18 protein-coding genes and 1 pseudogene are annotated in these 22,583 nt (G+C 39.3%); 5 read left to right on the top strand and 14 right to left on the bottom strand.

The genetic code is table 11. From position 1 onward, the window contains the following. The 4 genes and pseudogenes from Q0590_RS34030 to Q0590_RS34015 form a co-directional block, all read right to left on the bottom strand. Positions 1 to 868, bottom strand: a pseudogene (locus Q0590_RS34030) (hypothetical protein); the annotation flags it as partial. Positions 869 to 1,013: 145 nt separating this feature from the next. Beyond that, positions 1,014 to 1,685, bottom strand: coding sequence for a hypothetical protein (locus Q0590_RS34025; RefSeq protein WP_302042142.1), 672 nt, complete (start codon positions 1,683 to 1,685; stop codon positions 1,014 to 1,016). A 226-nt stretch (positions 1,686 to 1,911) separates the two neighbouring features. Further along, on the bottom strand, positions 1,912 to 2,493 hold the full coding sequence (locus Q0590_RS34020) for a hypothetical protein (protein ID WP_302042141.1): 582 nt from the start codon (positions 2,491 to 2,493) through the stop codon (positions 1,912 to 1,914). 552 nt (positions 2,494 to 3,045) lie between these two features. Next, positions 3,046 to 3,741: a CPBP family glutamic-type intramembrane protease gene (locus tag Q0590_RS34015; RefSeq protein ID WP_302042140.1), complete on the bottom strand. Its 696-nt coding sequence runs from the start codon at positions 3,739 to 3,741 to the stop codon at positions 3,046 to 3,048. A gap of 711 nt (positions 3,742 to 4,452) precedes the next feature. On the opposite strand from Q0590_RS34015, the gene Q0590_RS34010 reads away from it, so the two are divergent. Next, positions 4,453 to 6,852 carry an ABC transporter permease gene (locus tag Q0590_RS34010; protein WP_302042139.1) on the top strand — a complete coding sequence of 800 codons (2,400 nt, stop codon included), beginning with the start codon at positions 4,453 to 4,455 and terminating at the stop codon, positions 6,850 to 6,852. Positions 6,853 to 7,172: 320 nt separating this feature from the next. On the opposite strand, the gene Q0590_RS34005 is transcribed toward Q0590_RS34010, so the two are convergent. The 6 genes from Q0590_RS34005 to kaiC form a co-directional block, all read right to left on the bottom strand. Continuing rightward, positions 7,173 to 8,006: a luciferase domain-containing protein gene (locus Q0590_RS34005; protein ID WP_302042138.1), complete on the bottom strand. Its 834-nt coding sequence runs from the start codon at positions 8,004 to 8,006 to the stop codon at positions 7,173 to 7,175. Between the two features lie 172 nt (positions 8,007 to 8,178). Further along, positions 8,179 to 8,589 (bottom strand): response regulator, encoded by a 411-nt coding sequence (locus Q0590_RS34000; RefSeq protein ID WP_302042137.1) that lies wholly within the window; start codon positions 8,587 to 8,589, stop codon positions 8,179 to 8,181. 46 nt (positions 8,590 to 8,635) lie between these two features. Further along, positions 8,636 to 10,450, bottom strand: a complete 1,815-nt coding sequence (locus tag Q0590_RS33995) for a sensor histidine kinase (RefSeq protein WP_302042136.1) — start codon at positions 10,448 to 10,450, stop codon at positions 8,636 to 8,638. Between the two features lie 50 nt (positions 10,451 to 10,500). Continuing rightward, positions 10,501 to 10,833 carry a circadian clock KaiB family protein gene (locus tag Q0590_RS33990; RefSeq protein ID WP_302042135.1) on the bottom strand — a complete coding sequence of 111 codons (333 nt, stop codon included), beginning with the start codon at positions 10,831 to 10,833 and terminating at the stop codon, positions 10,501 to 10,503. Further along, positions 10,833 to 11,147 carry a circadian clock protein KaiB gene (kaiB, locus tag Q0590_RS33985; protein ID WP_302042134.1) on the bottom strand — a complete coding sequence of 105 codons (315 nt, stop codon included), beginning with the start codon at positions 11,145 to 11,147 and terminating at the stop codon, positions 10,833 to 10,835. Before kaiB ends, Q0590_RS33990 begins: the two co-directional genes overlap by 1 nt. 23 nt (positions 11,148 to 11,170) lie before the next feature. Further along, entirely contained in the window at positions 11,171 to 12,904 is a 1,734-nt protein-coding gene (gene kaiC, locus Q0590_RS33980; protein ID WP_302042133.1) for a circadian clock protein KaiC, read from the bottom strand. Positions 12,905 to 13,041: 137 nt separating this feature from the next. On the opposite strand from kaiC, the gene Q0590_RS33975 reads away from it, so the two are divergent. Next, positions 13,042 to 13,479, top strand: coding sequence for a response regulator (locus Q0590_RS33975; protein ID WP_302042132.1), 438 nt, complete (start codon positions 13,042 to 13,044; stop codon positions 13,477 to 13,479). Between the two features lie 379 nt (positions 13,480 to 13,858). Here the strand turns inward: Q0590_RS33975 and Q0590_RS33970 are convergent, their stop codons facing one another. The 4 genes from Q0590_RS33970 to Q0590_RS33955 all read right to left on the bottom strand — a co-directional run bounded on the left by Q0590_RS33970 (position 13,859) and on the right by Q0590_RS33955 (position 16,150). Beyond that, complete coding sequence (locus tag Q0590_RS33970; RefSeq protein ID WP_302042131.1) at positions 13,859 to 14,020, bottom strand: RNA polymerase sigma factor; 162 nt, start codon at positions 14,018 to 14,020, stop codon at positions 13,859 to 13,861. Between the two features lie 556 nt (positions 14,021 to 14,576). Continuing rightward, positions 14,577 to 14,768, bottom strand: coding sequence for a hypothetical protein (locus Q0590_RS33965; RefSeq protein WP_302042130.1), 192 nt, complete (start codon positions 14,766 to 14,768; stop codon positions 14,577 to 14,579). Between the two features lie 213 nt (positions 14,769 to 14,981). After that, positions 14,982 to 15,407 carry a response regulator gene (locus Q0590_RS33960; RefSeq protein ID WP_302042129.1) on the bottom strand — a complete coding sequence of 142 codons (426 nt, stop codon included), beginning with the start codon at positions 15,405 to 15,407 and terminating at the stop codon, positions 14,982 to 14,984. 575 nt (positions 15,408 to 15,982) lie between these two features. Then, a complete protein-coding gene (locus tag Q0590_RS33955; RefSeq protein WP_302042128.1) occupies positions 15,983 to 16,150 on the bottom strand; it encodes a hypothetical protein in 168 nt (55 codons plus the stop codon). A gap of 874 nt (positions 16,151 to 17,024) precedes the next feature. Between Q0590_RS33955 and Q0590_RS33950 the strand changes: the two genes are divergently transcribed. From Q0590_RS33950 to Q0590_RS33940, 3 genes are all read left to right on the top strand, one after another. Next, positions 17,025 to 17,321: a hypothetical protein gene (locus tag Q0590_RS33950; protein WP_302042127.1), complete on the top strand. Its 297-nt coding sequence runs from the start codon at positions 17,025 to 17,027 to the stop codon at positions 17,319 to 17,321. A gap of 897 nt (positions 17,322 to 18,218) precedes the next feature. Then, positions 18,219 to 20,966 (top strand): T9SS type B sorting domain-containing protein, encoded by a 2,748-nt coding sequence (locus Q0590_RS33945; protein ID WP_302042126.1) that lies wholly within the window; start codon positions 18,219 to 18,221, stop codon positions 20,964 to 20,966. Positions 20,967 to 21,052: 86 nt separating this feature from the next. Continuing rightward, positions 21,053 to 21,661 (top strand): hypothetical protein, encoded by a 609-nt coding sequence (locus Q0590_RS33940; RefSeq protein WP_302042125.1) that lies wholly within the window; start codon positions 21,053 to 21,055, stop codon positions 21,659 to 21,661. Positions 21,662 to 22,583 lie beyond the last annotated feature (922 nt).

Raw genomic sequence — 22,583 nt, 5'->3', positions numbered from 1 at the left:
TCAATGTCTCCAGCTTGCCATAACTCCAATGAAAAGCATAGTCGCGGTCCATGCTCCCCTTATTAGTTTGGCCATCATTTTTCACTAGCTCAGACTGTCCCCGATTACTCTCTTTTGAGTATTCCCTTGTTGTCATCAGCCGGGAAGCATGAGAGCCAAAGGCCAAAGCGGTAGAAATAACTAATACACCTACTGCCCTCAGATATCCCTTCAGCCGCTTTTCACGGATGGCGTATACCAGTTCATAAATGCCATAGATAGCCAGCGTCAGTAGCAGGTAATAAGTGATCTGGATATGATTGCCATACAGGTGCAGAGACAGAAACAGGCCCATCAAAGCTCCACCAAGCCAATAGCGGCCTTTAAAAGCAAGTATCACGCCTGCGATAATTGGAGGCAAGTAGCCAATAGCAATGACTTTAGAATTATGTCCAGCAACAATATTGAGAAAGTTATAGGAACCAAAGGCGAAGGCAATAGCGCCTAAAAAGGCTAGCCAATAATTAGAACCTAAAGCTATGAGCAAAATATAGAATCCAATCAGGTACAGAAACACAAAGCTAGCTGGCTCAGGCAATATCTGAATGTAAAACCTACCTAGCCTGGTGCCCCAGCTATTGGGGTAATCTGTTCCCACCAGCACAGAGGGCATGCCTCCAAACATGCTATTGGTCCACATCGGCCACTTGCCGGTCTTCTCATGATATTTATTAATTTCAGTGGCTGCTCCTTTAGCCCGGACAATATCAGGTTGAACAAGGGTTTTCCCTTCAATTACAGGAGAAAAATAAATAAAGGTAATAAGTAGGAAAGTAAGTAAAACTAGTAAGTGAGGCCAGAAACGCTGCAGATTATAAAAAGCTTTCATTAAAACAAATTATTGTGATCGGACAAAGATATACTACTTTCAAAAGAAAACTAACAGAGAGGCAGACCTGTCTTTCTTCTTACAACTTATTTATGTTCTATTACTTTATTTCAGGAATTGACCCTTTTTTAGTAATGTGAATGGGTTAGAAATGATAACTTATTTGAAATACATACAGGGGTTGATTAAAGCGTACCTGAAAAAAATTTGCAGTGGTTTTATTATTTGTCGGAGGATTTGCTGCGGCATCAAATAAATCCATGGCCATGCTGTTATAAGCTATATTTGCATGAGCTTCGGCTGATAGGGATATGCGAGAATGAATAAAAAACTTCATGCCCACAAACGGAGAAATACCGGTAGTGAGGTTTCTGTATCTGGGATAAAAATCTTCCCCAAATAAAATGGCAGTTTCATATACCTCATAAGAATATTGTAGGAACAGATCAGCACCATAAAATAACTGAAACTGGTTAAATTGCTTTTGCCACTCTTTGCCTACACTGCTAAAAAGCGTAAATCCCGTTTTTTTAATACCGTTACCTGCCCAGCTTGTATCAATCTTGTATGGATTCAAATGCTGGGCAAAATCTGCTCCTAACCTGAATCTGTAAGCAGATAATTTATTGTCTTTTTCTCTGTTCCACCTGATAAACACAGAAGGAGGAACGACATTTTTGTTAATCAGAAATAGCAGATCTGTGCCAATATCCCAGGTATATCTCTCTACTTCTCTACTATTTTCTTCTTTTTCTTGCGCCAATAGTTGCCAGCTAAAGCCGAGTAACAGGCCCAACATCCACATTTTTTTTCTCATAGAGAATAAATTTTGTAAGTAAATTAGTGGCTGATAGTATACAAACCTTTACATTAGAATAATTATGCTCTCTATGCTGATGGCATAGAAATCCTATCTAATGCTGTTTTCAACTTCTCTTCAAAAATTGGGCTTATCAAAGGCTAAGAATGGGTTGAATCAAACCCAGAGAGTTAAGATAACTGCCCCTGCACGAGCCCAAAATAACTAATTTATCAGATTAAAGTTACTTTCGATTAACGATCATAGGTTCAGTAAGAATGATGTTGCTTTCGTTGAGGGCACGGTCTACTAGTTGAATCTCAAACCGGACTGTATCATTGGCAGGGGTACTTTTCAGCGGATAATAAATGCTGTACTCCAGATCTCCTTCAATGGGCCCGGGTTTTCCATCGGCTTTCAAGGGAGGAAAAGCCCCTGAATAGGTAACCGATTTTGCACCGATAATCACTTCTACAAATTGTCCATTCACTTTCCGGTAGGCTTTGGCAAAATAGTTGTACCAATATTTGTTCTCGCTGCCATCCGGATTATATTGCCGAAAGTGTGGATTGGTTTCCCGATCATCTGAGCTCAAGCCTAAGTCCCCATCTCCATCCTCAAAATGCAAGACCAGGATGAGCGAGTCTACCCGGTTGCCTAACTGAGAGTCTATGATATTAGGATAGATTCTGCCTGGCTTAGGGGTAATTTTAGGAACAAGGTCAAAGGTAGGGCCATGGATAAGTTCTTTAATAGGATTACAGCTGATTATAGTTAGGAGCAAGAGTAGGAAAGAGAAAGAGGAGAAGATTGAGAGTTTGAACATACCAAAACAGTGTTTTTTAGTAAGGTATCACTAATTTTAAATCTTAGCAAGGGGACAGAGAAAAGGTAAAACTAGTTAGCTCATTGCTACCTAGTTCACTGTGTAGGTGAGTCTTTGTTGAATAAGACTACTGTTAGAGAGCACGAAAAAATTAATAAACAGATCTGAAAAGGAGATAGAAAGATGGGCTTAGAAAGGAAAAATAGAGAGTTAACATGCATATTTTTATTTCCCTTGGCGCCCAATTTATAGTAGTTGTTGAATTAAAAAGGTAGTTATAATAACTCCCCTTTGCTGAAACTGGCATAGATGATTGCAAAGTTACCACTCTCCTACATGAAATAGCTGCCTATAGGCTAGGTTAAGAACATCAGTTAGATGAAGCTTTGTGAGTAGACCCAATATCTTTTTGCATTTAAAAGTTACTGATAAACTCCTTTCCAGCATTTGTGCTAATTAATGCTATTTAACAAGTCTATCAACAAAGATCATTGCCTAGTTCTTGATAGCTTCTATTGTGACTCCTTATCATAGTTGATGATCTATTAACTATCAGTAGAGTAGTTTACCGAAAACTTCTAGAAAAGGGTCCCGGTTCACCACTGTATAGAAGAAAAGCCCACCAAGCCAGCCGTGGAATAAACCTAATACAAATACATTTCGTGCTTGCAAATAAATAGATCCATAAAAGAGGGCAAGCAAGAAAGTAGCTATGACCAACCAATAATGGGGGTAGTGTACTCCGGCAAATAGAAGGGCAGAGACGATGAGGATACCCCATTTAGGCAGAGCATATTTCCGTAAATCTTGGCAATTACCTGCCACTAAGCCTATCAGCAGGAATTGTTGAAGGGTTCCCCAAATGGGATAAATGATCAGAATAGGCAGCATATGCCAGCTTAGATGGATGGTGCTTTGAACATATCCTAGCACAAAGAAGGTAAGCACAGATAAGACACCAAATGGTAACACCTTCACCATAACTGTTTTTAAGTTATCTGTTCTGAATCCCCAGTACCTCAATATTTCCTTATTTTGATGATGGCGGACGGCAATATAGGAGGTCCATGCGCAAATGGCTACAAGAATGAATAACAGTTTCCAGTTCAACCAATCCATAAAGATGAATTTGCCCACACCAGTAATCACTACAGCCAATATTTCAAGAATTCTTCTCTTATCAGAGATTGAACTCATCAACTTATGTTGAGCACCCATTATCTTCTTTTTATTAGATATGTTGGCCACAACAAAACAGAAGTTAGGCCTCCCACTTGGTCCTTTGAGCCAGTGGCTCAATGATTGCATAACGCTAAGATCACTAAAAATGGAAAACAAGTCAGGAAAAATTATGATTCAATTAGAACTTTAGCTAGTGCTATTGTAAAAAGGCAGTAAAATTAACTACCCCTTTCTTGTGACTCAGCTTATCAACTCTGGTATATCCCATCAGTTCTTAATTTAGTGTCCATTTTTTGAGGGAAAACCAAACTAAACTTAATACAAAAAAGTGGACTGTTATTTAAACATCAATCATGATATCGTAAGAGCTTAAATAGTATTTTGCTAAAGTAAGGCCTTTACAAAAAATCGAAATAAACTTTGTTTCAAAATGATACACCTATTTGTGTCATATTGAAACAGAAATAATCTATTGTAAAGTACAGCTTTTGCTATGCTATTGAAATACAACTGCTTGCACTATTGGCATTATCCTAGTTTAAGGGTAGTGTAAACTTCATCAGATGAAATTTTCATTATACAACTTTTACTTAGACTATGCTTTTTCATTATCTACTTATTAGTTAGTGGAATATAGCACAGAAGCAGAGAATATTTCCTTTGTGAAAAATGATAGGACGATGGATGAGAATAAATAAGAATTTTTACAAACCTGCTTTCATACAAAAATAGCATTATTCAAAAAAATTATTTAACATCAAAGTACTCATTTCACTTATGCTGAAAAATAGTATTAGGATTGCCTGGAGACAATTATGGAGGTATAAGCGCTATGCCGCAATAAATATTTTTGGGTTTTCTATTGGAATAGCAGTGATAATCATTTTGTATCAGTTTATCGCCTATCACCTCAGTTTTGATCAATATCATCCTCATTCCCAACGCCTGTACCGTGTAGTCACAAATTTACATCTTCCTGATGGAAATGTTGAGTTTGATCCAGGTGCACCTATTGTATTAGGAGAACATTTGCAGGCTGCTTTGCCCCAAGTGGAAAACTATGCTCTCCTACTTGGAAAGCGCTCATTCACCGTTGGTATCCATGCAGAGGGTACACTTCCTTCTAAACTTTTCTTAGAAGATAAAAATATAGCTTTTGTCAACCAAGAGTGGTTCCACTTATTCAGCTATACTTGGTTAGCAGGCAATATGGCTGCCTTAAGTAAACCCAATACGGCAGTGATCACACAAAACCTTGCAGAGAAATATTTCGAAAGGACCGATCCTGTGGGAAAGCTGATCAAACTTGATAATGAGCATATAGTAACGATCATCGGTGTAGTAGAAAATCCCCCCGCTAAAACAGACATCAAAGCTGAGATGTTTATCTCGTTTGCCTCCTTCAAAAATATTTACCCTGATATATATAATCCGATGACCAGCCAGTGGGATTGGGTATCTTCTTCCACTTATTTATTTGTGCTATTAAAACAAGAGGCATCTTTAAGTCAGGCCAGTGAAAATCTTTCTCATCTTGCTAGTAAGCATTTGAAGGAATTTGCTGATAACTACCGGTTTCGTTTTCAACCGCTCTCAGAAGTGCATTTCGATACACGCTATGGGGGCGTGATTCAACGGTTCATGCTTACTGCTCTTGGGTTTGTGGGATTATTGCTAATGGTAATTGTAAGTGTAAATTATATTAACCTAGCGACTGCCCAGAGTGCACTCAGATCCAAAGAAATCGGAATGCGAAAAGTAATGGGCAGTTCAAAATTAGCCATTTTTTTGCAACATATGACTGAAACAGCTATCATCACGCTTTTTGGTTTTCTAGTGGCTCTCCAGTTCACCTACCTGCTTGTTCCCTATGTAAATAGTTGGCTCAACATCAGGATGAAAGTAAATATTCTAGCAGATAAAGACCTAATCTTCTTCCTACTAGTCTTTATCATTGTCATCATTTGTTGCGCAGGTTTTTATCCCGCCATTGTGCTAAGTAGCCTACAGCCAGTACGTGCCCTAAAAAATCAACTTGCCAAAGCTCAGACGGCCTCCACGGTACGTAAGTTTTTGATCGCCACTCAGAATACCTTTGCCCAGATATTGATTATTTGTACCCTGATCATTTCCATGCAATATAATTTCCTGAGAACTACTAACCTTGGTTTTGATAAAGACCAGATTATTATGGTACCTGTACCGGATCAAGATAAAGCCAGTACAGAATATTTGCGGAATCAATTACTGACAAGCCCCCACATTCTCACGCTCAGCTTTTGTTCACGGCCTCCTTCAAGCGAAGGTGGGGGAGGGAGCATCCGGTATAACAATGGCGACTGGGAGGACTTCGCTGTAAGGTCCAGGCCGGCAGATATACATTATTTGAACACCTTCGGTCTTGAGCTAATTGCGGGAAAAAATGTATCCAGGAGCGATACGGTGAGAGAATTTGTCGTAAACCAACAATTGCTTTCAAAGCTTGGTATTCAGGACCCTGAGGATATCTTAGGTAAAACGCTAGTAGCAGGCGAACTTTCTCCGAATCCTGGCAGAGTAGTAGGGGTAGTCAAAGATTTTCATTCTAGTAATTTATATGCACCAAAAGAACCACTACTGATTACTACTCATAGGGCTCTTTACAGTAAAGTAGCCATCAAAGTAAAACCAGGCCATATCTCTGAGGCCATCAAACACATACAAACAGAATGGAAGAATATTTATCCCACAAATGTTTTTGATTACACCTTCTTATCAGATGAGTTGACAAGTGCTTACCAAACAGAACAGATAATCAGTAAATTAATCTACTTAAGTGTCATCGTTGCTATCCTTTTGAGTTCAGTGGGTTGGTATGGACTTATTTCGCTAGTGGCAGTCCAACGAGGGAAAGAAATAAGTGTGCGCAAAATCCTTGGTGCCAGCAGTGGGCAAATTATGATCATGCTTTCGCTGGACTTTATAAAAATGGTTGGAATAGCCACTTTGATTGCTTCCCCTATTGCTTGGTATTTGATTAACCGCTACCTGGAACAATTCGCTTACCGTGTTGAAATCTATTGGTGGCTCTTTGTGTTAAATGCGCTACTAGCAACTATCATAGTTTTACTTACCATTGGTAGCAAAGCTTTAGAAGTATCAAAGAGTAATCCTATCAAAATCCTTAAGGCACATTAATTACATGTTTACACAAAATCAGCCAGTTTTCAAGTGAATTTGCCGGAAAAAGTAGAAAAAGGAAACGAGGAGCTCACTTACCTACCACTCTTTATTAAAACTGAATGTAAGATTTAGCTTATAGCATTGGTGCTTAACTTATCGTCTACTTTTTTAGATAAATCCTTTTTGGACCTCCCTTTAAAAGTGGAGAATGGAAAAAGATTAATTTAGCACCTATATGTTTTAGTTAACCGAAAGGGGAAGTTATTTTAACTACAACTATTGTGAAACAGGAGTAACCCTTATTCATTTATAAAACTTATCGTAGAAACAACATCCTATTTAGTATCAGTAGAGCCGTTGGCTTGAAGGGAAGAATAGCGGATAGCCGCCTGTAAAATTTGTTTGACCACGGCTAATTCATCTTTTGTTCTAGGCGAATACACCATCATATAGGTGGCAGGTAAGACTGCATTTTCTTTGTATTCCTGCCCGGCTAGCCCATGCAATTCACCCCATCCTTTGGCTAACACCTCCTTGGTATCAGAAGGGCTTAAGCTAAAATGCATCGACCCATCACTTGGATGCATATGTCCTACTTCTCCATGGGTGGTGGGCACCACACGCTGATTGCCCTTTGTACTATCATTTACAAAAACAGCTTCATTATGCTTTTCAAAGAAGCTCCTTTGGAAACGAACCAAGCCTTTGTTTTGAGCTACTATCTGCTCAAAAATAGTTTTTTGCTGTTGCCGTATCAAATCACTGTTATGCTGATCTGTCTGCCGATGTGGGATGGCAAAAGGAGCAATAGTAGGTCTCTTGCCACTTCGATTGGGTAAATTCTTGAGCGTCTGTACATCCCCAGGCTTGCCCATTTTGGAGGCAAGGTGGGATATATCCAGCGGATCTTTGAGTTTTTTATTCAGACTTTGCAGGGTACGAAACCCCTCCAAGGTGTGTGGCAAACCACCTACACCTAAAGCTACCCAGTTTTGAAACTCTTTGTATTCCTCCTTAGTGAGTTGTGATTGGATATAGGAAAGGTCAACTCCTGTTTGCTCTGTATTTGACTGTTTGGCTTTTGAGTCAGTCTTTTGTGCCTGTACTGTTACAGAGGGCAGCGCAAATAAAGTCAGAAAGATAAGTAAGGTAGAGCTTAGCAGTTTCATCAGTATTATACTTTGGATTTTCAAAAATATGACAACTACTTATACCAAAGGTAATACTTTTAGAGAGTTAAAATAACTTCCCCTTTCTAGTAACTCGATGCCTTAACCCCTCAAGATAGGTCAACTGGCGTTTTTCTTGTTAGCCTTTGTGCAAAAAATAAGAAGCCTGCCCCTACTGTCTGCTATTTTTGATGTATTTCTGCAGCAATTCGCTCACCATTTGCTCAGTTAAGGGTTTGTTGAGAAAACCCTGAATAGGTGCTTGTTTTAATCGATCTACATCTTTGGGATTAAGCGAAGTAGTCAGCATGAGGATGACAACGGATTGTTTCTGCGCAATGTCTAGTTTTGAATAGGCTTCCAAGAATTCAAACCCATTCATCACCGGCATGTTCACATCGAGCAAAATCAGTTCCGGGCAACTACCTGTCAGGCACGCTTTCCCAATGATCTCGATGGCTTCTTTTCCATTTAAAGCTACCATGATCTTCTCTGTCACATCCATATCTTCTAAGAGCAGCCTATTGGCAAAATTAGTGGCCTTGTCATCATCCACTAACAAAATGCAAGAGAACTTTTTCATAAAAACAGGATTTAGCTTCAAAGACACTAAAGATACCCACTATCATTTAATTAGGGAAATATACCTTAAAAGTTGAGCCAACATCTAGTTTACTTTCTACTTCAATTTTGCCTCCGGCATTCTCCACCATCTTTTTGATCATATATAACCCTATGCCGGTGCCCTCTACATGATCATGGAAGCGCTTGAACATGGTAAAGAGCCCACTCATAGGTTTGCTTTCCATGCCCAGGCCGTTATCCCTAAAGGTAAGTACGTGGTAGGAAGGTACATCCTCGCAGGAGATGGTTATCTGCGGCACCCGCTCCAGGGAACGGTATTTGATGGCGTTTGAAAGCAGATTATATACGACTGAGCGCAGATTTTTCTCTGAAAAATGAATGAAAGGACAATTCGCTATCTCTACTTCAATTTTTGCCTGCGTCTCTACTATCAACGGTTCTAAATCTAAGCTCACCTCCCGGATTACCTTGGAAAGGTCTATCCAAATCAATTCCTTGCTGTTTTCTTTCTGTAGTTTGACTACTTCCGTTAGATTACCAATGGTTTTTTTAAAACGTTCTACCGACTCTTGCATTAAAGCAGTGATCTGCTGCACACGTTTAGAGGAGAGGCTTTCGGAGGAAAGGTTGCGCAAGAGGGCTTGCAGTAAGGCTTCAATATTAGAGATAGGGGCTTTCAGATCGTGGGAAGCTGTGTAGATGAACGTATCTAAGTCCGCATTGGTGACCAAAAGTTGTTTATTGGATTGGGCTAATTCTTCGTTTGTCGCTAAGATTTCCTCATTGGCCGCTTGCAATTCTTCATTGCTAGCGGCCAATTCCTCGCCTAATTTTTGATTGGCTTGCTCGGAGAGTTTCTGCTCGTGAATATTGGTCGCCGTGCCTACCCAAAGGGTAATCTGGCCTTCCTGGTTGCGAACAGGCAAAGCCCGGGTCAGGTGCCAATGATAGGTGCCATCTGAGCCTCGTTTGTAGCGGTTTTCCACTACAAATTCCTCTTCTCTAGCAAGCGCTTGTCTATACGCATCCAGGGTAAAAGCTAGATCCGCTACATGCACCACGCTTTGCCATCCCCATCCTTTTGTTTGCTCAACGGTTAAGCCGGTATAGGTATACCAGCGACTGTTATAAAAGATAAACTCACCCGAGGGCAGATTGGTCCAGGCGATCTGCGGGATATTTTCTAATACTATCCGGAACTGTTCAGCTTCCTGCTCTCTTTGTTTAGCCTTGACTAACTCAGCTTCTTTGCCGGAAATAATTTTGTTTTGTGCTTCTACCTGCGATTCTACTGCTAGAATCTGCTTTTCTGCCGAAAGATTGGTTAGCACCATGCCTACTGCCGGGGGGGTACTGATCGTCAAGGCGTTCATAGAAAGCGAAATGGGTAAAGTATTCCCTGCTGCCTTCAGCACAAATTCTCCTTTGCCTGCTAGCGACCAGCTTTGCTTAAAGAGTAAACCAAACCGGGCATGATCTTCAGGGAGCAAAAAATCATAGAACGAGCAGCTAATCACCCTTTCTAGTGGCAGACCTACCAATTGGGCAAAACAGGCATTGCTGTAGAGAATCAAGGCTTGTTCATTGAGTGTAAGTGCCCCTTCATTCATCTCTTCAATCAGTATCCGGTAAGTATGATCCGCCCCCTGTAAGGTGAATATCTGTGGTCCCGCTTCCCCGCCAATTGTCAGGGCATCTACCGCGCCAGTGCGTATGGCTTCAATAATTTCCTCAGATTCCTGCCTTTTTTGCTCACTTGCCTCTAAATTTTCTTCCACTTGTTGAAGCCTGCTCTGCAGGCGTTTAACTTCAGCTTCGAGCGTTTGTTTCTCTTGCAAGGTAAAATGAGTATTTGACATAAGGAATTTTTAACAGCTAGCACAGAAACATCTGTTTACGTGTGGAAAGCTTATTTAGGCCGTAAATCAAGGCCCAGCAATACTTTTTCTGTATTGGACATATCCCCAATTAATCTGCGCAAGGGATGAGGTAATTTTTTGATCAAGGTAGGGGCGGCAATAATCTGCTCGCCTTGAGCCAGGGTGGGTTGCTGATAAATATCGATCACCTCCAGCTCATAGCGGCCTTTTAGATGCTGTTCACAAATTCTTTTTACATTTTCTACGGCTCTTTTTGAATTAGGAGTCATCCCGGTAATGTACAGACGCAGGAGATAGACCTGCGCTGACCCGGTTTGCGCAAAGGCATCAAACGCCTCTTCTTGTTTATCTTCGTTTTCCATTAGGTAATCTTTTTGTCAATCGGCCGGATATCCAACCCCACCAGGACTCTTTCTTGATTGGAAAGATCACCAATGATCTTGCGCATGGGCACAGGCACCTTTCTGACAAGGGTAGGGATGGCAAGAATTTGATCTCCTTCTGCCAGTTGAGGATTTTTAAGCAAATCGATCACTTCTAACTGATAGCGACCTTTTAAGTACTGTTCACAATATTTTTTCAAGTTAGCTAAGGCTGTTACGGATTTAGGCGTTTGCCCGGCTATGTATAAGCGTAATTTCCACATTTCTTCTGTTGGCTCCATGGTATTGGTCATAGGGGATTGATTTCAAAGGTAAATTAGGTATCTTTTGATTTTTTGGGGGTGGCCGCTTTCTTCTTTGGCTGGGCAAGTGTTAAATCGGGTGTAGAAGAGGCCGTTTGCTGGGCTGTGGAGATTTGCCGGAGTTCTTCCTCTAAAGATTCAAACTCAGTGCGCATATTATCAATAGAAGATTCCAGGATTTTACGCTTACGGGCTAACTCTCGGTCTTTTTTCTCTAACTCATTTTGTTTAGTAATAGCCGTCTGTTTCTGCTGCATCTGATAAGCGAGCCTGGCTGACCCTGTCAGTATACCGGTTGGACCAATGTTTACATCTAGTAAGTTAATTCCCTGCTGCGTGATTATAAATTCTCTGACCTGGTTGGAATGCTGCATACCCCGTGCTTTGATAACAAATAAGCCCCGGTTTCGCTCGCCTAATCCTTCTACGTCTCTTACCAGGATCCAGGTATCTACCAGAGAGGATATGCCTTCTTCGGTAAGCTCTAAGCTATTGCCTGTTGGAATGGTTAGGGCAGTCAGCATGGCTGTGATTTTATTCACTTTCAGAAAATCAATCAAACGCGTGAGCATACCTCGCACTTCATTGATTCCTCCTATAGAAATTAAATTACTCATCGGATCAATAATGACTACATCGGGTTTAAAAGCTTTAATTAATTTATGGATGGTTACCAGGTGCATTTCCAGCCCATGAAGCGTTGGCCGGGAAGCATGAATTTTTAACAGACCTTTTGTGATATGTGGTTCCAGATTCAGACCTATCTGCTTCATGTTGCGCAATAGTTGCTTTTCGGATTCTTCAAAAGCAAAAAATAAGCAGCGTTTATTTTCTTGACAAACTTTGTTGGCAAACGAAGAAACAAAAGTGGTTTTGGCTGTACCGGCTGTACCGGTAATTAGTATGGTACTACCTTCATAAAATCCCCCCATTCCTAACATCTCATCGAGTCCTTCTACACCAGATGAGATAATTTTGTTAGATACCTCATGATCTAAGCCTAACGAGGTAACTGGTAAAACAGAAATGCCCTCTTCATCAATCAGGAAAGGATACTCATTGGTGCCATGAGTAGTCCCCCGGTACTTTACGATCCGCAGCCGCCTGGTGGAGATCTGATTGATGATGCGGTGATCAAGTAAAATCACACAGTCCGATACATATTCTTCGAGGCCTTGACGAGTGAGCGTGGCATCACCTCTTTCACCGGTGATGATGGTTGTTACCCCTTTTTCTTTCAAAAAGCGGAATAACCTGCGGATTTCTGCCCGTAAGATAGAAGGATTAGACAGACCGGAAAATAAAGATTCGATGGTATCCAGCACCACCCGTTTGGCTCCAATTGAATCAATAGCATAGGCTAAGCGGATAAAAAGTCCTTCCAGGTCATATTCACCGGTTTCTTCAATTTCACTGCGCTCTACATAGACATAATCGATTTTTAATTTATTTTGATCCGTAAGCTGTTTGAGGTCAAAACCTAAGGAAGCTACATTCGTAGTGAGTTCATCAGCGGTTTCTTCAAAAGCCATAAATACCCCAGGTTCATTAAACGCTATAATTCCATTGACAAGAAATTCCATGGCCATAAGTGTTTTGCCACAGCCAGCGCTCCCACAAATCAGTGTTGGACGGCCTTTGGGAAAACCTCCTTGGGTAATTTCATCCAGTCCTTCGATGCCGGTTGCTGATTTAGGTAAGCTATCAAGTGGTTGAGGGGAGAGGGATTTGTCTTTACGTATAGTCATTGGTGGAATCCTTGCAAAGCTTTTAAATTGAATAAAAAAATTAAATATAAGACAAAAATCTTGTATCATCTATCCCGAAATAGTGTTAATTTTATAGTTTGTCCATTTATTAATTTAGCATTTTTGACTGCTTAGCTGTGAAAAAATTAAAAACCATTCTGCTTGTTGATGATGATCAGGTAAATAATTATCTCAACAAAATTATTTTACAGGAATTAGCTATTGCAGAAACTATACATATAGCAAGTAATGGGAAGATAGCCTTAGCGTACCTACTTGAGCACTGTGAATCTACGAGTCGGATATGTCCGGAATTAATTATCTTTGATCACCAGATGCCTGTAATGGATGGGATGGAGCTTATCAAATCCCTACAGGCGAATGATTTTATTAACAGAAAGGAAGTAGTGTTTATTTTATTAGGTATTCATACCAAAGCAGAAGATATAAAAAAATTTCAAGAATTAGGCGTACAGGAATTTACTACAAAACCTTTATCTAAAGAAACGGTGATGGAAGTTTATCATAAATATTGGGCGGGAGATACTGCCCAAGATCATACCTGTGTTTCTTAAAATAATAGCCTTAGAAAGTAATACATGGACTTTTCACAAGAAAAGTGGACATTCATTTGAGAGCGATTGTACGATAAACCTATGAGGAGTAACCTGCTCCCAATACATAAAACGTATCATCAATAGATTCAACGTGAAAATTGGCGTTACCATCTCCATCAATTCACTGTGCTCGTAATTCATTAAAAGGGGATAGTCCCAAATTTGACTGTTAGGAAAAAACTGTAACTTTTAAAACAGATTCATGATTATGACAATCCAACTAATTTAATGTAGGAATTCACCCTCATGAATCTGTTCGGGTCCTTATCAGAAAGAGTGTTTATTCTATAAGTTCTCTGATAATGTTTGCAAGTGTCTTTATCAAATACGGGTAGGCTCAGATTACCTTGCTTTTTAAAATCTTTAAGGCAGCTTTTATACGGCTTTTCACTGTACCTAGTGGCAACTGCAGGGCTTGAGCTGTCTGCTGGTGGGTGTATCCGTTGATGTACTGTGCTTTGTTAATAAAGTTTGCACAGGTTTGCTGAAAAGTTTGCACAATTTAATACGGTCAAAAATTATTTTTTGCTAAAAAGTTTGCACAAACATATTAATAAGTTTCACTTCAATGGTTGATTTTTTACCTCATTTCATGTATTAAAGATTCAGATTGATCAGCAATTTATATTGATGAATGTTATTTTATAAACTTCTAACCATTATCAGAATGTTTCTTGCATAATTAAATATTTTGAAATTAGTTTTTTCAATCTCTGAATTAAATTCTTTTTTTTCCTTGATATACGGATGTTTTAGTTTTACAAAGATTATTTTCATTTCATTCAGCGTTTTAATAGGCCAGAATGAGGGGCAAGAGGGGCAAATGACAATAAAGAACTGCCTTTCATTCATATAAAAGAATAATTAAACAGGCAAAGTAGATTCCTGGATGAAATTCGGCAGTCTCCATAAATCTGGAATACTGGCAATAGCAAATTATGGATTAAAACATTTCAAGAGAAGAATGCTCAAATCGGTTCTTAGAAGGAAAGTTCTAAATGAGTCTACTAAATAACAACTGTACGTTGTGAAAGGAGGCAGGCAATAAATGAAATTTAGTAACTATTGGTATTGGGCTGTTGAAAGTATAGACTGGATCGCTCTTGAGTTAATTTTCTATGTTCTGCCATAAACTGATCTAGACCCTCCATATCCTCTTTAATCAAATCAATCTGTTTTTTTAAACAAGTACTGGTTAAGTCTAACTGTGATAGCCAATCTTGCATAGTAAATTGTTCTTTTTCCATAGCTGTGCTGATTTATAAATGTAATATAAACAGCTTTTCTATTCACTTTTCCCTTTTTCGATCAATAGTTTCCCCTTTAGGATGAAGAAAGAAAAAATGTAGATAATACAAGAATTGTAAGAGTTCATTCCTTGAGTTTAGTTTCTCTCCAAACAAGGACAATAATATACATCATCCATTTCCTATCTATTAGAACCGGCAGTGTAGCCCAATTTAAATAGTAGTAGGGAGTTGATCTTGTCTATTCTGGTAAGCTTTTACTAATGTTAAAAGATTCGCCTCTGTTAACGGTTTAGCTATATAATTAACAAACCCTATATGTTGAAGATAAGCTAGATCAGATGAATTCATATAAATAGTGAGCATGGTGATGATAGCAGCATAGTTTTTATGAAACTCTTTTTCTATGTAAGCCTCTAAGAACTCAAAGCCGTCCATGGTAAGCATTCTGCGATCCAGCAAAATAAGCTCAGGGAAAAAGCCTTCTTTACCCGATTGCTCTAAAAAAAGGAGGGCTTCCTCTGCGCTGGTGCAACAATGGATGTGATTTGCTATCTGTAAATCGCTAATAATTAGCTGATGAAGATAATTTGTTACCCTATCATCATCAATGAGTAAGACGCAGTTAAGTTTTTGCATACGAATATTATAGAAATATAGATCATTGTTTGAAATAACAATAACTTAACTAAAGAATAATGTACAAAATCCTTTTTAACTGATAGGTGTGCCTGCTAGTCAGGGAAATTAAAGCAAATTTAGGTAAAAATAGAGTTCAATAGTGGATTCTGACCTCTTTAATTTTTACGCTGTAGTTTTTTTACTTGTCCTGTAACTTTCCAACTTGTTCCTCTATTAACTGAATCATCTGCAGGCAAAGCGATTTAATGTTCTTATCCGGATACTGCTTTTGATAAGCTACCAGAACTTGTAATTTTATATTCTCTAATTCTGTTCCGTTTTATTTTCAATTATTTGGGCAAATTGGCTTAGACTTACTAAAAATATTTGTTCCACCTGCATGGTCTTCTCATTGAATATACTGTGAAAAGCCAATTTGTTACTACTTTGATCAGCCATTTATCTATGGATACTATATAGCTACTGTCCGTTTATGCTTTCTTTTATCTAAGGCACTACTATGCAAACTCATGCTTTAGCTAAGGGCTTCACTAAAGTAGAGTAGTAAAAATAAATTCACTTTTCTTATGCTTTTATTTGTTCAAGGCTCTAAGTTCTACCACCAAATCATTTAAGATGCTAATTTGCTCATCAATGTTAGTTAGTAAACGAATAGTAGCCATCTGATCTTTTTTTACAGCCTCTCTTAATTGCTGTTGATACTGAAGCATTTGCTCATAAAATTTAATTTGGTCTTCCATAAAAACGTTGATTACACAAACAATAGAAAAGTAGAGCCGTTAAATACTTAAGCAAACGGCAATCAGAAATTTGTAGTAGCAATCCCCTATACATCTATACTAGATATAGGGGATTTTCTTAGCTTATCTTCAGTCAGATAAACAACAAAGAAGAGCAATAGCCAAAGTTAGCTACCCATTAGCTACAAACAGCAATTTATTTACCCGCCATTCAACTTTCTAAGCTGCTTGTCTACTACCTGAATCATCTGTAAACACAATATACCCATCTGATTGTCTAAATACTGCTCGTGATAGCGTTGCATAAGATCTATACGTATGTCTAGCAGCTGTTCTTTCGTTTTGGTTTGAAGATGATCTGAAAATTTATTTAGCAGAACGGTTATTCTCTGTTCAACATCTAGCTGAGCTTCATAGCTTAAACTTGATGTAGCTAATTTTCTCCATCCTTCACTAGACATATTAAGTTAAAAAGGATTTGGGGGTTGTTACTTTTCTAAAATATTTTCAGAGCAATAACTGAATTAGTTACTAAATAATTCACCATTCATATAGTTATAAAATGTTGCATTTAATACTATATTTAAGCTTAAATTTCAGCTTCATACGTATAGTTAAGTAAAAAGCTGTCTTGCTTTACTCAAGCACTTGGAAAGATTATATCTGACTAACTATTTGAATTAGCTAGCCCTTTAATGTGTTACTAAACAAATAAGTAGTTACAAGGTGGTTTTTATCAACTGCTTGCTTTGCTGTCAAACAATGCTGCCCTGATCGCTGTCTTAGTGGAAAGCACAGGAAATTCACTAAGCTATTTCAGCCATTAGTCAAGGGACAGACAAAATAACTTTATAAAATAAAATAGTATTGAGTGATGAATCGTATTTATTGCTTTAAATGGCATCAACAGGAAGGCATGTATCTTTATTGTAAACTTTATGCCAACCGGCAGCCACCGGCTCAAGAAACAATTAATTTATCTCATCCACAACCTATTATTGATTTCCATGAGTTTGACTTAACCCATATCAAAAGTCAACTATTGCTATCAGAGCTGTTTGAATCCACTACCCTTATTGAATGCTGGGAATATCAGGCAGCTTATAAACAGGTTACTTCTCAAGTCTTTGATTTATACATTAATGGCGAGAAACAAACATTCGACTTTTGATGATCGGTTAGAAAAAACAATCGCACAGGAAAATTAGGAATCATTATATGGGTACGGCTGATAAGAAATCTACCTATATAGTTTTTTTGCTTGAAAGTTTTAATTAAGAAGAACACTGGACCCGGAGAAAAAAAGCTACTTGCTACAAAAAACAGCTGACTCAATCAACTCCTAATTTAGAAAAGAGAAAGAAATATTTATTTTTTCCCCTCTTGCCCCTTCTATAGAGGAAAAAACAAGGCAAATACGAGTGTAAATGCCCTGTTTATAAACAAAAGATTTTACTAATCTTCTGTATACGCTTTTGTCCCATAATTGTAAATCAGCCCAAAACTTCCATTTGTTTATAATTTAATAACTAGTCAAAGTAGAAGTTAATGCGAGTAGCGTTTATTTTAGTTGAATTAGCTAGAGAAGATAACAAGTGAAAGGTTCAGCCATTGTGGAGAACCGTTGGGAAGAATTACCTTTGCAAGGTCGGCAAAGCTTTTGCGAACAGAATAAAAAATTGTCAGGTTAATCAGACCTGTAAGAAAAAAATAGCAGCTACTACAGTTTACAGCTACGGCTGAGATATAAATCATTTTAAAGAAAGCTTTTGTTTTATTTCATCTATATCTTTTTCATGTTTAAGTAGAGATGTAAGTTCTGTAGATATGCTTGATGAAACAAATAGAATCCATAAGAAAGTAAAACCGAAAACCAAAGAGAAAAAAATAATCATTAATGTAAGTGATTTAAAAGGGGATCAATATTATTTGCATATAGTTATTGGGGAGGCTATTATCCGCAAAAGGATATTGGTGAAAAGGTAAATTTTTGTACTGCCATCTGGTAATTTTCATCAGATGGCAGTATCTTACTATAGGCAAAGCTAAAATACCTAATTATTGAAGAATGAATGATGGTAAGTATGTGAAGATTAGTAAAGTCTTCCGGTTACTGATGATCAGTTTATTGCACCTTTATCCCTCCTATGCACAGAAAGAAGCCAATACCTGGTATTTCGGGTCTAAAGCCGGTATCAGCTTCGATACAAATCCACCGCAAGCTCTGACCAATGGACAGGTAAGCGTATATGCAGGAAGCTCCGCTATATCGGATAAAGATGGCAACCTGCTTTTTTATGCCGCTGATGATACAGTATGGAACAAAAATCACCAAGTAATGGCCAATGGCACCGGCATTATGGGGCACTGGTCTGCTTACCAAGGTATTGTGATTGTGCCTAGGCTTGGTAACGGGCAGCAATACTACCTGTTTACCAGCGATGCCTATGAAAATTATGGGAATAGAAATGGTGTACGCTACTCGCTGATCGATATGAGCAGACAGGGAGGCCTGGGAGAGGTAGTGGAAAAAAACAAATTGCTTTTTGCGCCTGGCGGTGAAAATTTAACTGCTACCGGCAGTTGCGGCTGCAGCAAAAACGACTACTTCTGGGTGATAGCCGATAAGCAGGATGGCTCCGGCAGTGTATATGCCTATGCGGTAAGCAATGGTGGGATAAGCAACCCTACCCTTTCCCTGCTGCCCGGTATCAAGGAGATTATGTACCTGAAGCTTTCACCTGCCGGTAACCGGCTGGCTTTTGCCGGTACACACCAGAGCAAGGGCCAGGTATTTGGCATTGCCGATTTCGATGCACTTACCGGCCATATCAGCCGCACCCAGTTTATCGGCACCTACATGGGTAGATTTTTTCCTGCCGCAGAGTTTTCTCCCGATGGCCGCCTGCTCTATACCACCGATGAAGGAGAGCTATTATATCAATATAATCTTACTTTGCCGGATGAAGCAAGCATTGCGGATTCCAGGATACGAGTAGGGGAAAATGTCTATGCGCCACAATTGGCACCTGACGGGAAAATCTATTTTCCGCAGAATACAACTGCCCCCAATTCTACCATTAGAAACTATTTGTCCGTGCTAGACTTTCCCAATAAAGTGGGAACTGCCAGTGGGTTCAGAAAAGATGCCGTTTATCTGGCAGGCAGGGGTGTATCAGTAGTCCTGCCTAACTTCCCGGGCAATTACTTTTACCGAAATGATACACTGGAGCTGTATGGAAGTGCCGGGCCGGATAAAACCCTGTGTAGTGGAGAGACAGTTACCCTGGGTGCAGAGCCGGATGAGAGCATCCACTATCAATGGGAGCCTGCCGCACACCTGAGTAGCACCACTATTGCCAATCCTGTTTTCAGCTACATTAACCAATCCCAAGAGCCTGATACGCTCACGTACCTGCTCAAGGCAAGTAATGCTCTCTGCAGCCGCTGTGATACGGTGCAAGTAATAGTATATCCCCGGCCTGCCCCACTGCCCCTTACCGGCAGCCGCTCGGTATGCCCTGGGGTAGAAGTGGTGGAGTATGAAGTGGAAAAAATTCCCGGCTACAGCTATCAATGGGAGGTAGAAGGCGGTCAAATTGCCTCCGGACAAGGTACGCATATCATCACTGTTAACTGGGGGCCTACTAATCCTGCCGCTTCTGTTAGTGTAGTACCTCTCAATAGCTACGGCTGCCGATGCGATAAAAGCCGGTTGCCGATATACATACAGGTAGCGCTACAAACAGAAACACCTCAGGGGCCGGATTCCATATGTGTAAATACCCGTGAGAATATCCGCTATAGGATTTCCCGTACCACCGGCTCCCTTTACACCTGGGGCATCAGCGGAGGAGTGATCACCAGCGGGCAGGGTAGTCATCAGGTGAATGTTTCCTGGCATGATACAGGCTTACACAAGGTATGGTTGCAGGAGAAAAGCATTACGGTAGATACGATTTGTTTCGGCAACTCCGATACCCTTTCCGTACGTGTTTTTAAAGATACTACAGCAGTTACAATAAACAGTGTAAGCACAGTCATAGATAAAGACACAGATATTATTGTAAGTTGGGATGCTAACAAATTTATACGGGTGTCTAACCCTGTATCTGTCTACAGAAGGACATACGGCACTGACAGCTGGGTGAAAGCAGGAGAGGTAACGGCTGCTGAACAAGTATTCAGGGACAAAGGCCTGCTCACCGATGAGCAAAGGTATGAGTACAAATTAGCGGCGATGAATCTTTGCGGGGAACCTGTAGAAAGCCCTGTACATACGACTATTCTGTTGGAAGGCCAGGCGGAAGATGAAAAGAAAGAATTGTATTTGCAGTGGACCACCTATGTAGGATGGCAAGAGGAAAATATAAGGTACGAAGTTTGGCGGAGGCTGGATGAGGAAACAACCTATACAAAGATCGATGCCTATCATTCAACTATTGGTACGTATAAAACGGAAGCTGGTTCAGAAGGCTTTGTACATCATTACCGAATCAAAGCTGTTGCTCCATCCGGCGGGTATGTGTCCTGGTCGAATGAAGTTGATCTGGAATTTACTTATGAACCATATGTACCGAATGTGTTCACCCCCAATGGTGATGGGGCAAATGACACATTTGAGATAACCTACCTGGAACTCTTCAACAATAATCAACTAGCTGTATATAACCGGTGGGGTACCCAGGTATACGACCAAAGTAATTATACGGGCGATTGGAATGGTAACAATTTACCTGCAGGTATGTATTATTACTCCTTCTATGCTGCCCGCTTGCAAAAGACCTACAAAGGGTGGATACAAATTTTACGATAAAGGCATAAATGGTTTCCTTGGGTTGATTTAATAGCTAGAAAACATGTATGCAATATGTTTAAATCTTTACCTATTCCACTATACTTATGAAAACTTTCGTTGTGCTGTTCCTTGTTGTGGCAAGTGTTTCTTTATCCTTTGGTGCCTACAGCCAAAATAAAAAAGGCAATATTCTACTGGCTGCTTATGCCGATCCTTTGTTGACCAAAAGAACCTTTCCTTCGCCACCTGGCTCTACCAGCCATCCGCTAAACATACGCACCCATATAAAAGGAGGCTACCACCTCTTCAACCGCTTTGCCCTGGGTGCCAGCCTCAGTTACAACTACCAGAGTGGCAGAGGCATTGACTTTGACGACACCTATTACAACCGAGAGCAACTGACTGGTGTATTTGCCAGGTATATGATACCGGTGCAGCGGTTCGGAATAATTGCAGAAGGCGGATACTCCCTGGGCAGGGTAAAAAACAATATACCTAGAAATGACCAAGAAGTCCCCTTTATTTCAGGTTTGCAGGCTTATCACTGGGCTTTGGGTATCAATTATCGGTTGGGCAAAGCCTGGCTCTTAGAAGTGATGGCCCGGCAGGAGAAGGGTAGCTACAATCGTGAATTGTTACTGAACGGCCATTCACAGAGATACCTTAACGGTGGATTTATGGTGGGCACTGTGTATTACTTAAACTGTAAATAAACTGAACTTTAGATAAAGCAGCCCATAATAAAGTCTGCTGAAGCGGCTGTTTAATGCTATTTCTACTATGTTGTATTAATTAATATTTGATTCTAATAGATGCTATAAGTTATACTCTATTCAGCCTACCTATGGTTTAAACGTCATCGGTAAATTTCTCATCGTCTTTTGTATTAAACAAAAGGATTCATTATGATATTTAAAAAGAAGGGCATTTTCAGCTCCTTTTTAACAATGAATCAAAAAAATTGAAGTAGTAAAAATTTAAATTATTTGAGTCTAAAACCTAAAATTAATATTTCAAAGTCTATATCACTGCTAATAACTAAGATTGTGCAAACTTTATTAACAAAGTACATTAAGTCACCACCACAAAGTTTAGACTTTAATGATCATTATAACTATAGATTAGCTAAAAAGAAAGGTTATAGAATGGTAATCCATGGTAACGATTCTTATGTAGAGGACATAGATATACTAACTGCTAATAAAACATTATTAAGTAGAATAGCCACACCCTAAAACAATATCCTAGAAAGTTTGTATGTAAATATGTACGAAGCAAAATAATAACCCCATGTAATCATGTGTTTTACATAGGGTTATATTTAATATCTGTAGCCTCAGCGAGGAATCGAACTCAAGTAGCTGTTGACTTATATCACAGGAGATAGCCTTCATTCTTGCTATGGCATACATACTGTAAACAATGGATCTTTTCAAATTAATAATCGGTTTCCAAGTGGCTCCAACATTAAAGTTACTGATGTATATAATCTTAATAAGTATGACTTTAGTGATTACAACTTCAACATAAGATATTGACTAATATAAATTAAATTTTCATTTGAGCTGTTAATATTATTTAATGAAGCTGTTTAAAGTTTATTAAGTTTAATAATTCTGCGTAAGAACAGCAGAG

Source organism: Rhodocytophaga aerolata (assembly GCF_030503435.1).
In the GTDB taxonomy this organism is placed as follows: domain Bacteria; phylum Bacteroidota; class Bacteroidia; order Cytophagales; family 172606-1; genus Rhodocytophaga; species Rhodocytophaga aerolata.
Note: the sequence above shows the minus strand (reverse complement) of the source record. Positions and strands in the feature narration are given on the sequence as shown.

Bases quoted from the DNA above. Each gene is read 5' to 3' on its own strand.
- Q0590_RS34025 (WP_302042142.1), bottom strand. From the start codon at position 1,685: ATGAGAAAAAAAATGTGGATGTTGGGCCTGTTACTCGGCTTTAGCTGG.
- Q0590_RS34020 (WP_302042141.1), bottom strand. From the start codon at position 2,493: ATGTTCAAACTCTCAATCTTCTCCTCTTTCTCTTTCCTACTCTTGCTC.
- Q0590_RS34010 (WP_302042139.1), top strand. From the start codon at position 4,453: ATGCTGAAAAATAGTATTAGGATTGCCTGGAGACAATTATGGAGGTAT.
- Q0590_RS34005 (WP_302042138.1), bottom strand. From the start codon at position 8,006: ATGAAACTGCTAAGCTCTACCTTACTTATCTTTCTGACTTTATTTGCG.
- Q0590_RS34000 (WP_302042137.1), bottom strand. From the start codon at position 8,589: ATGAAAAAGTTCTCTTGCATTTTGTTAGTGGATGATGACAAGGCCACT.
- Q0590_RS33995 (WP_302042136.1), bottom strand. From the start codon at position 10,450: ATGTCAAATACTCATTTTACCTTGCAAGAGAAACAAACGCTCGAAGCT.
- Q0590_RS33990 (WP_302042135.1), bottom strand. From the start codon at position 10,833: ATGGAAAACGAAGATAAACAAGAAGAGGCGTTTGATGCCTTTGCGCAA.
- kaiB (WP_302042134.1), bottom strand. From the start codon at position 11,147: ATGACCAATACCATGGAGCCAACAGAAGAAATGTGGAAATTACGCTTA.
- kaiC (WP_302042133.1), bottom strand. From the start codon at position 12,904: ATGACTATACGTAAAGACAAATCCCTCTCCCCTCAACCACTTGATAGC.
- Q0590_RS33965 (WP_302042130.1), bottom strand. From the start codon at position 14,768: ATGGAAAAAGAACAATTTACTATGCAAGATTGGCTATCACAGTTAGAC.
- Q0590_RS33960 (WP_302042129.1), bottom strand. From the start codon at position 15,407: ATGCAAAAACTTAACTGCGTCTTACTCATTGATGATGATAGGGTAACA.
- Q0590_RS33955 (WP_302042128.1), bottom strand. From the start codon at position 16,150: ATGGAAGACCAAATTAAATTTTATGAGCAAATGCTTCAGTATCAACAG.
- Q0590_RS33950 (WP_302042127.1), top strand. From the start codon at position 17,025: ATGAATCGTATTTATTGCTTTAAATGGCATCAACAGGAAGGCATGTAT.
- Q0590_RS33945 (WP_302042126.1), top strand. From the start codon at position 18,219: ATGAATGATGGTAAGTATGTGAAGATTAGTAAAGTCTTCCGGTTACTG.
- Q0590_RS33940 (WP_302042125.1), top strand. From the start codon at position 21,053: ATGAAAACTTTCGTTGTGCTGTTCCTTGTTGTGGCAAGTGTTTCTTTA.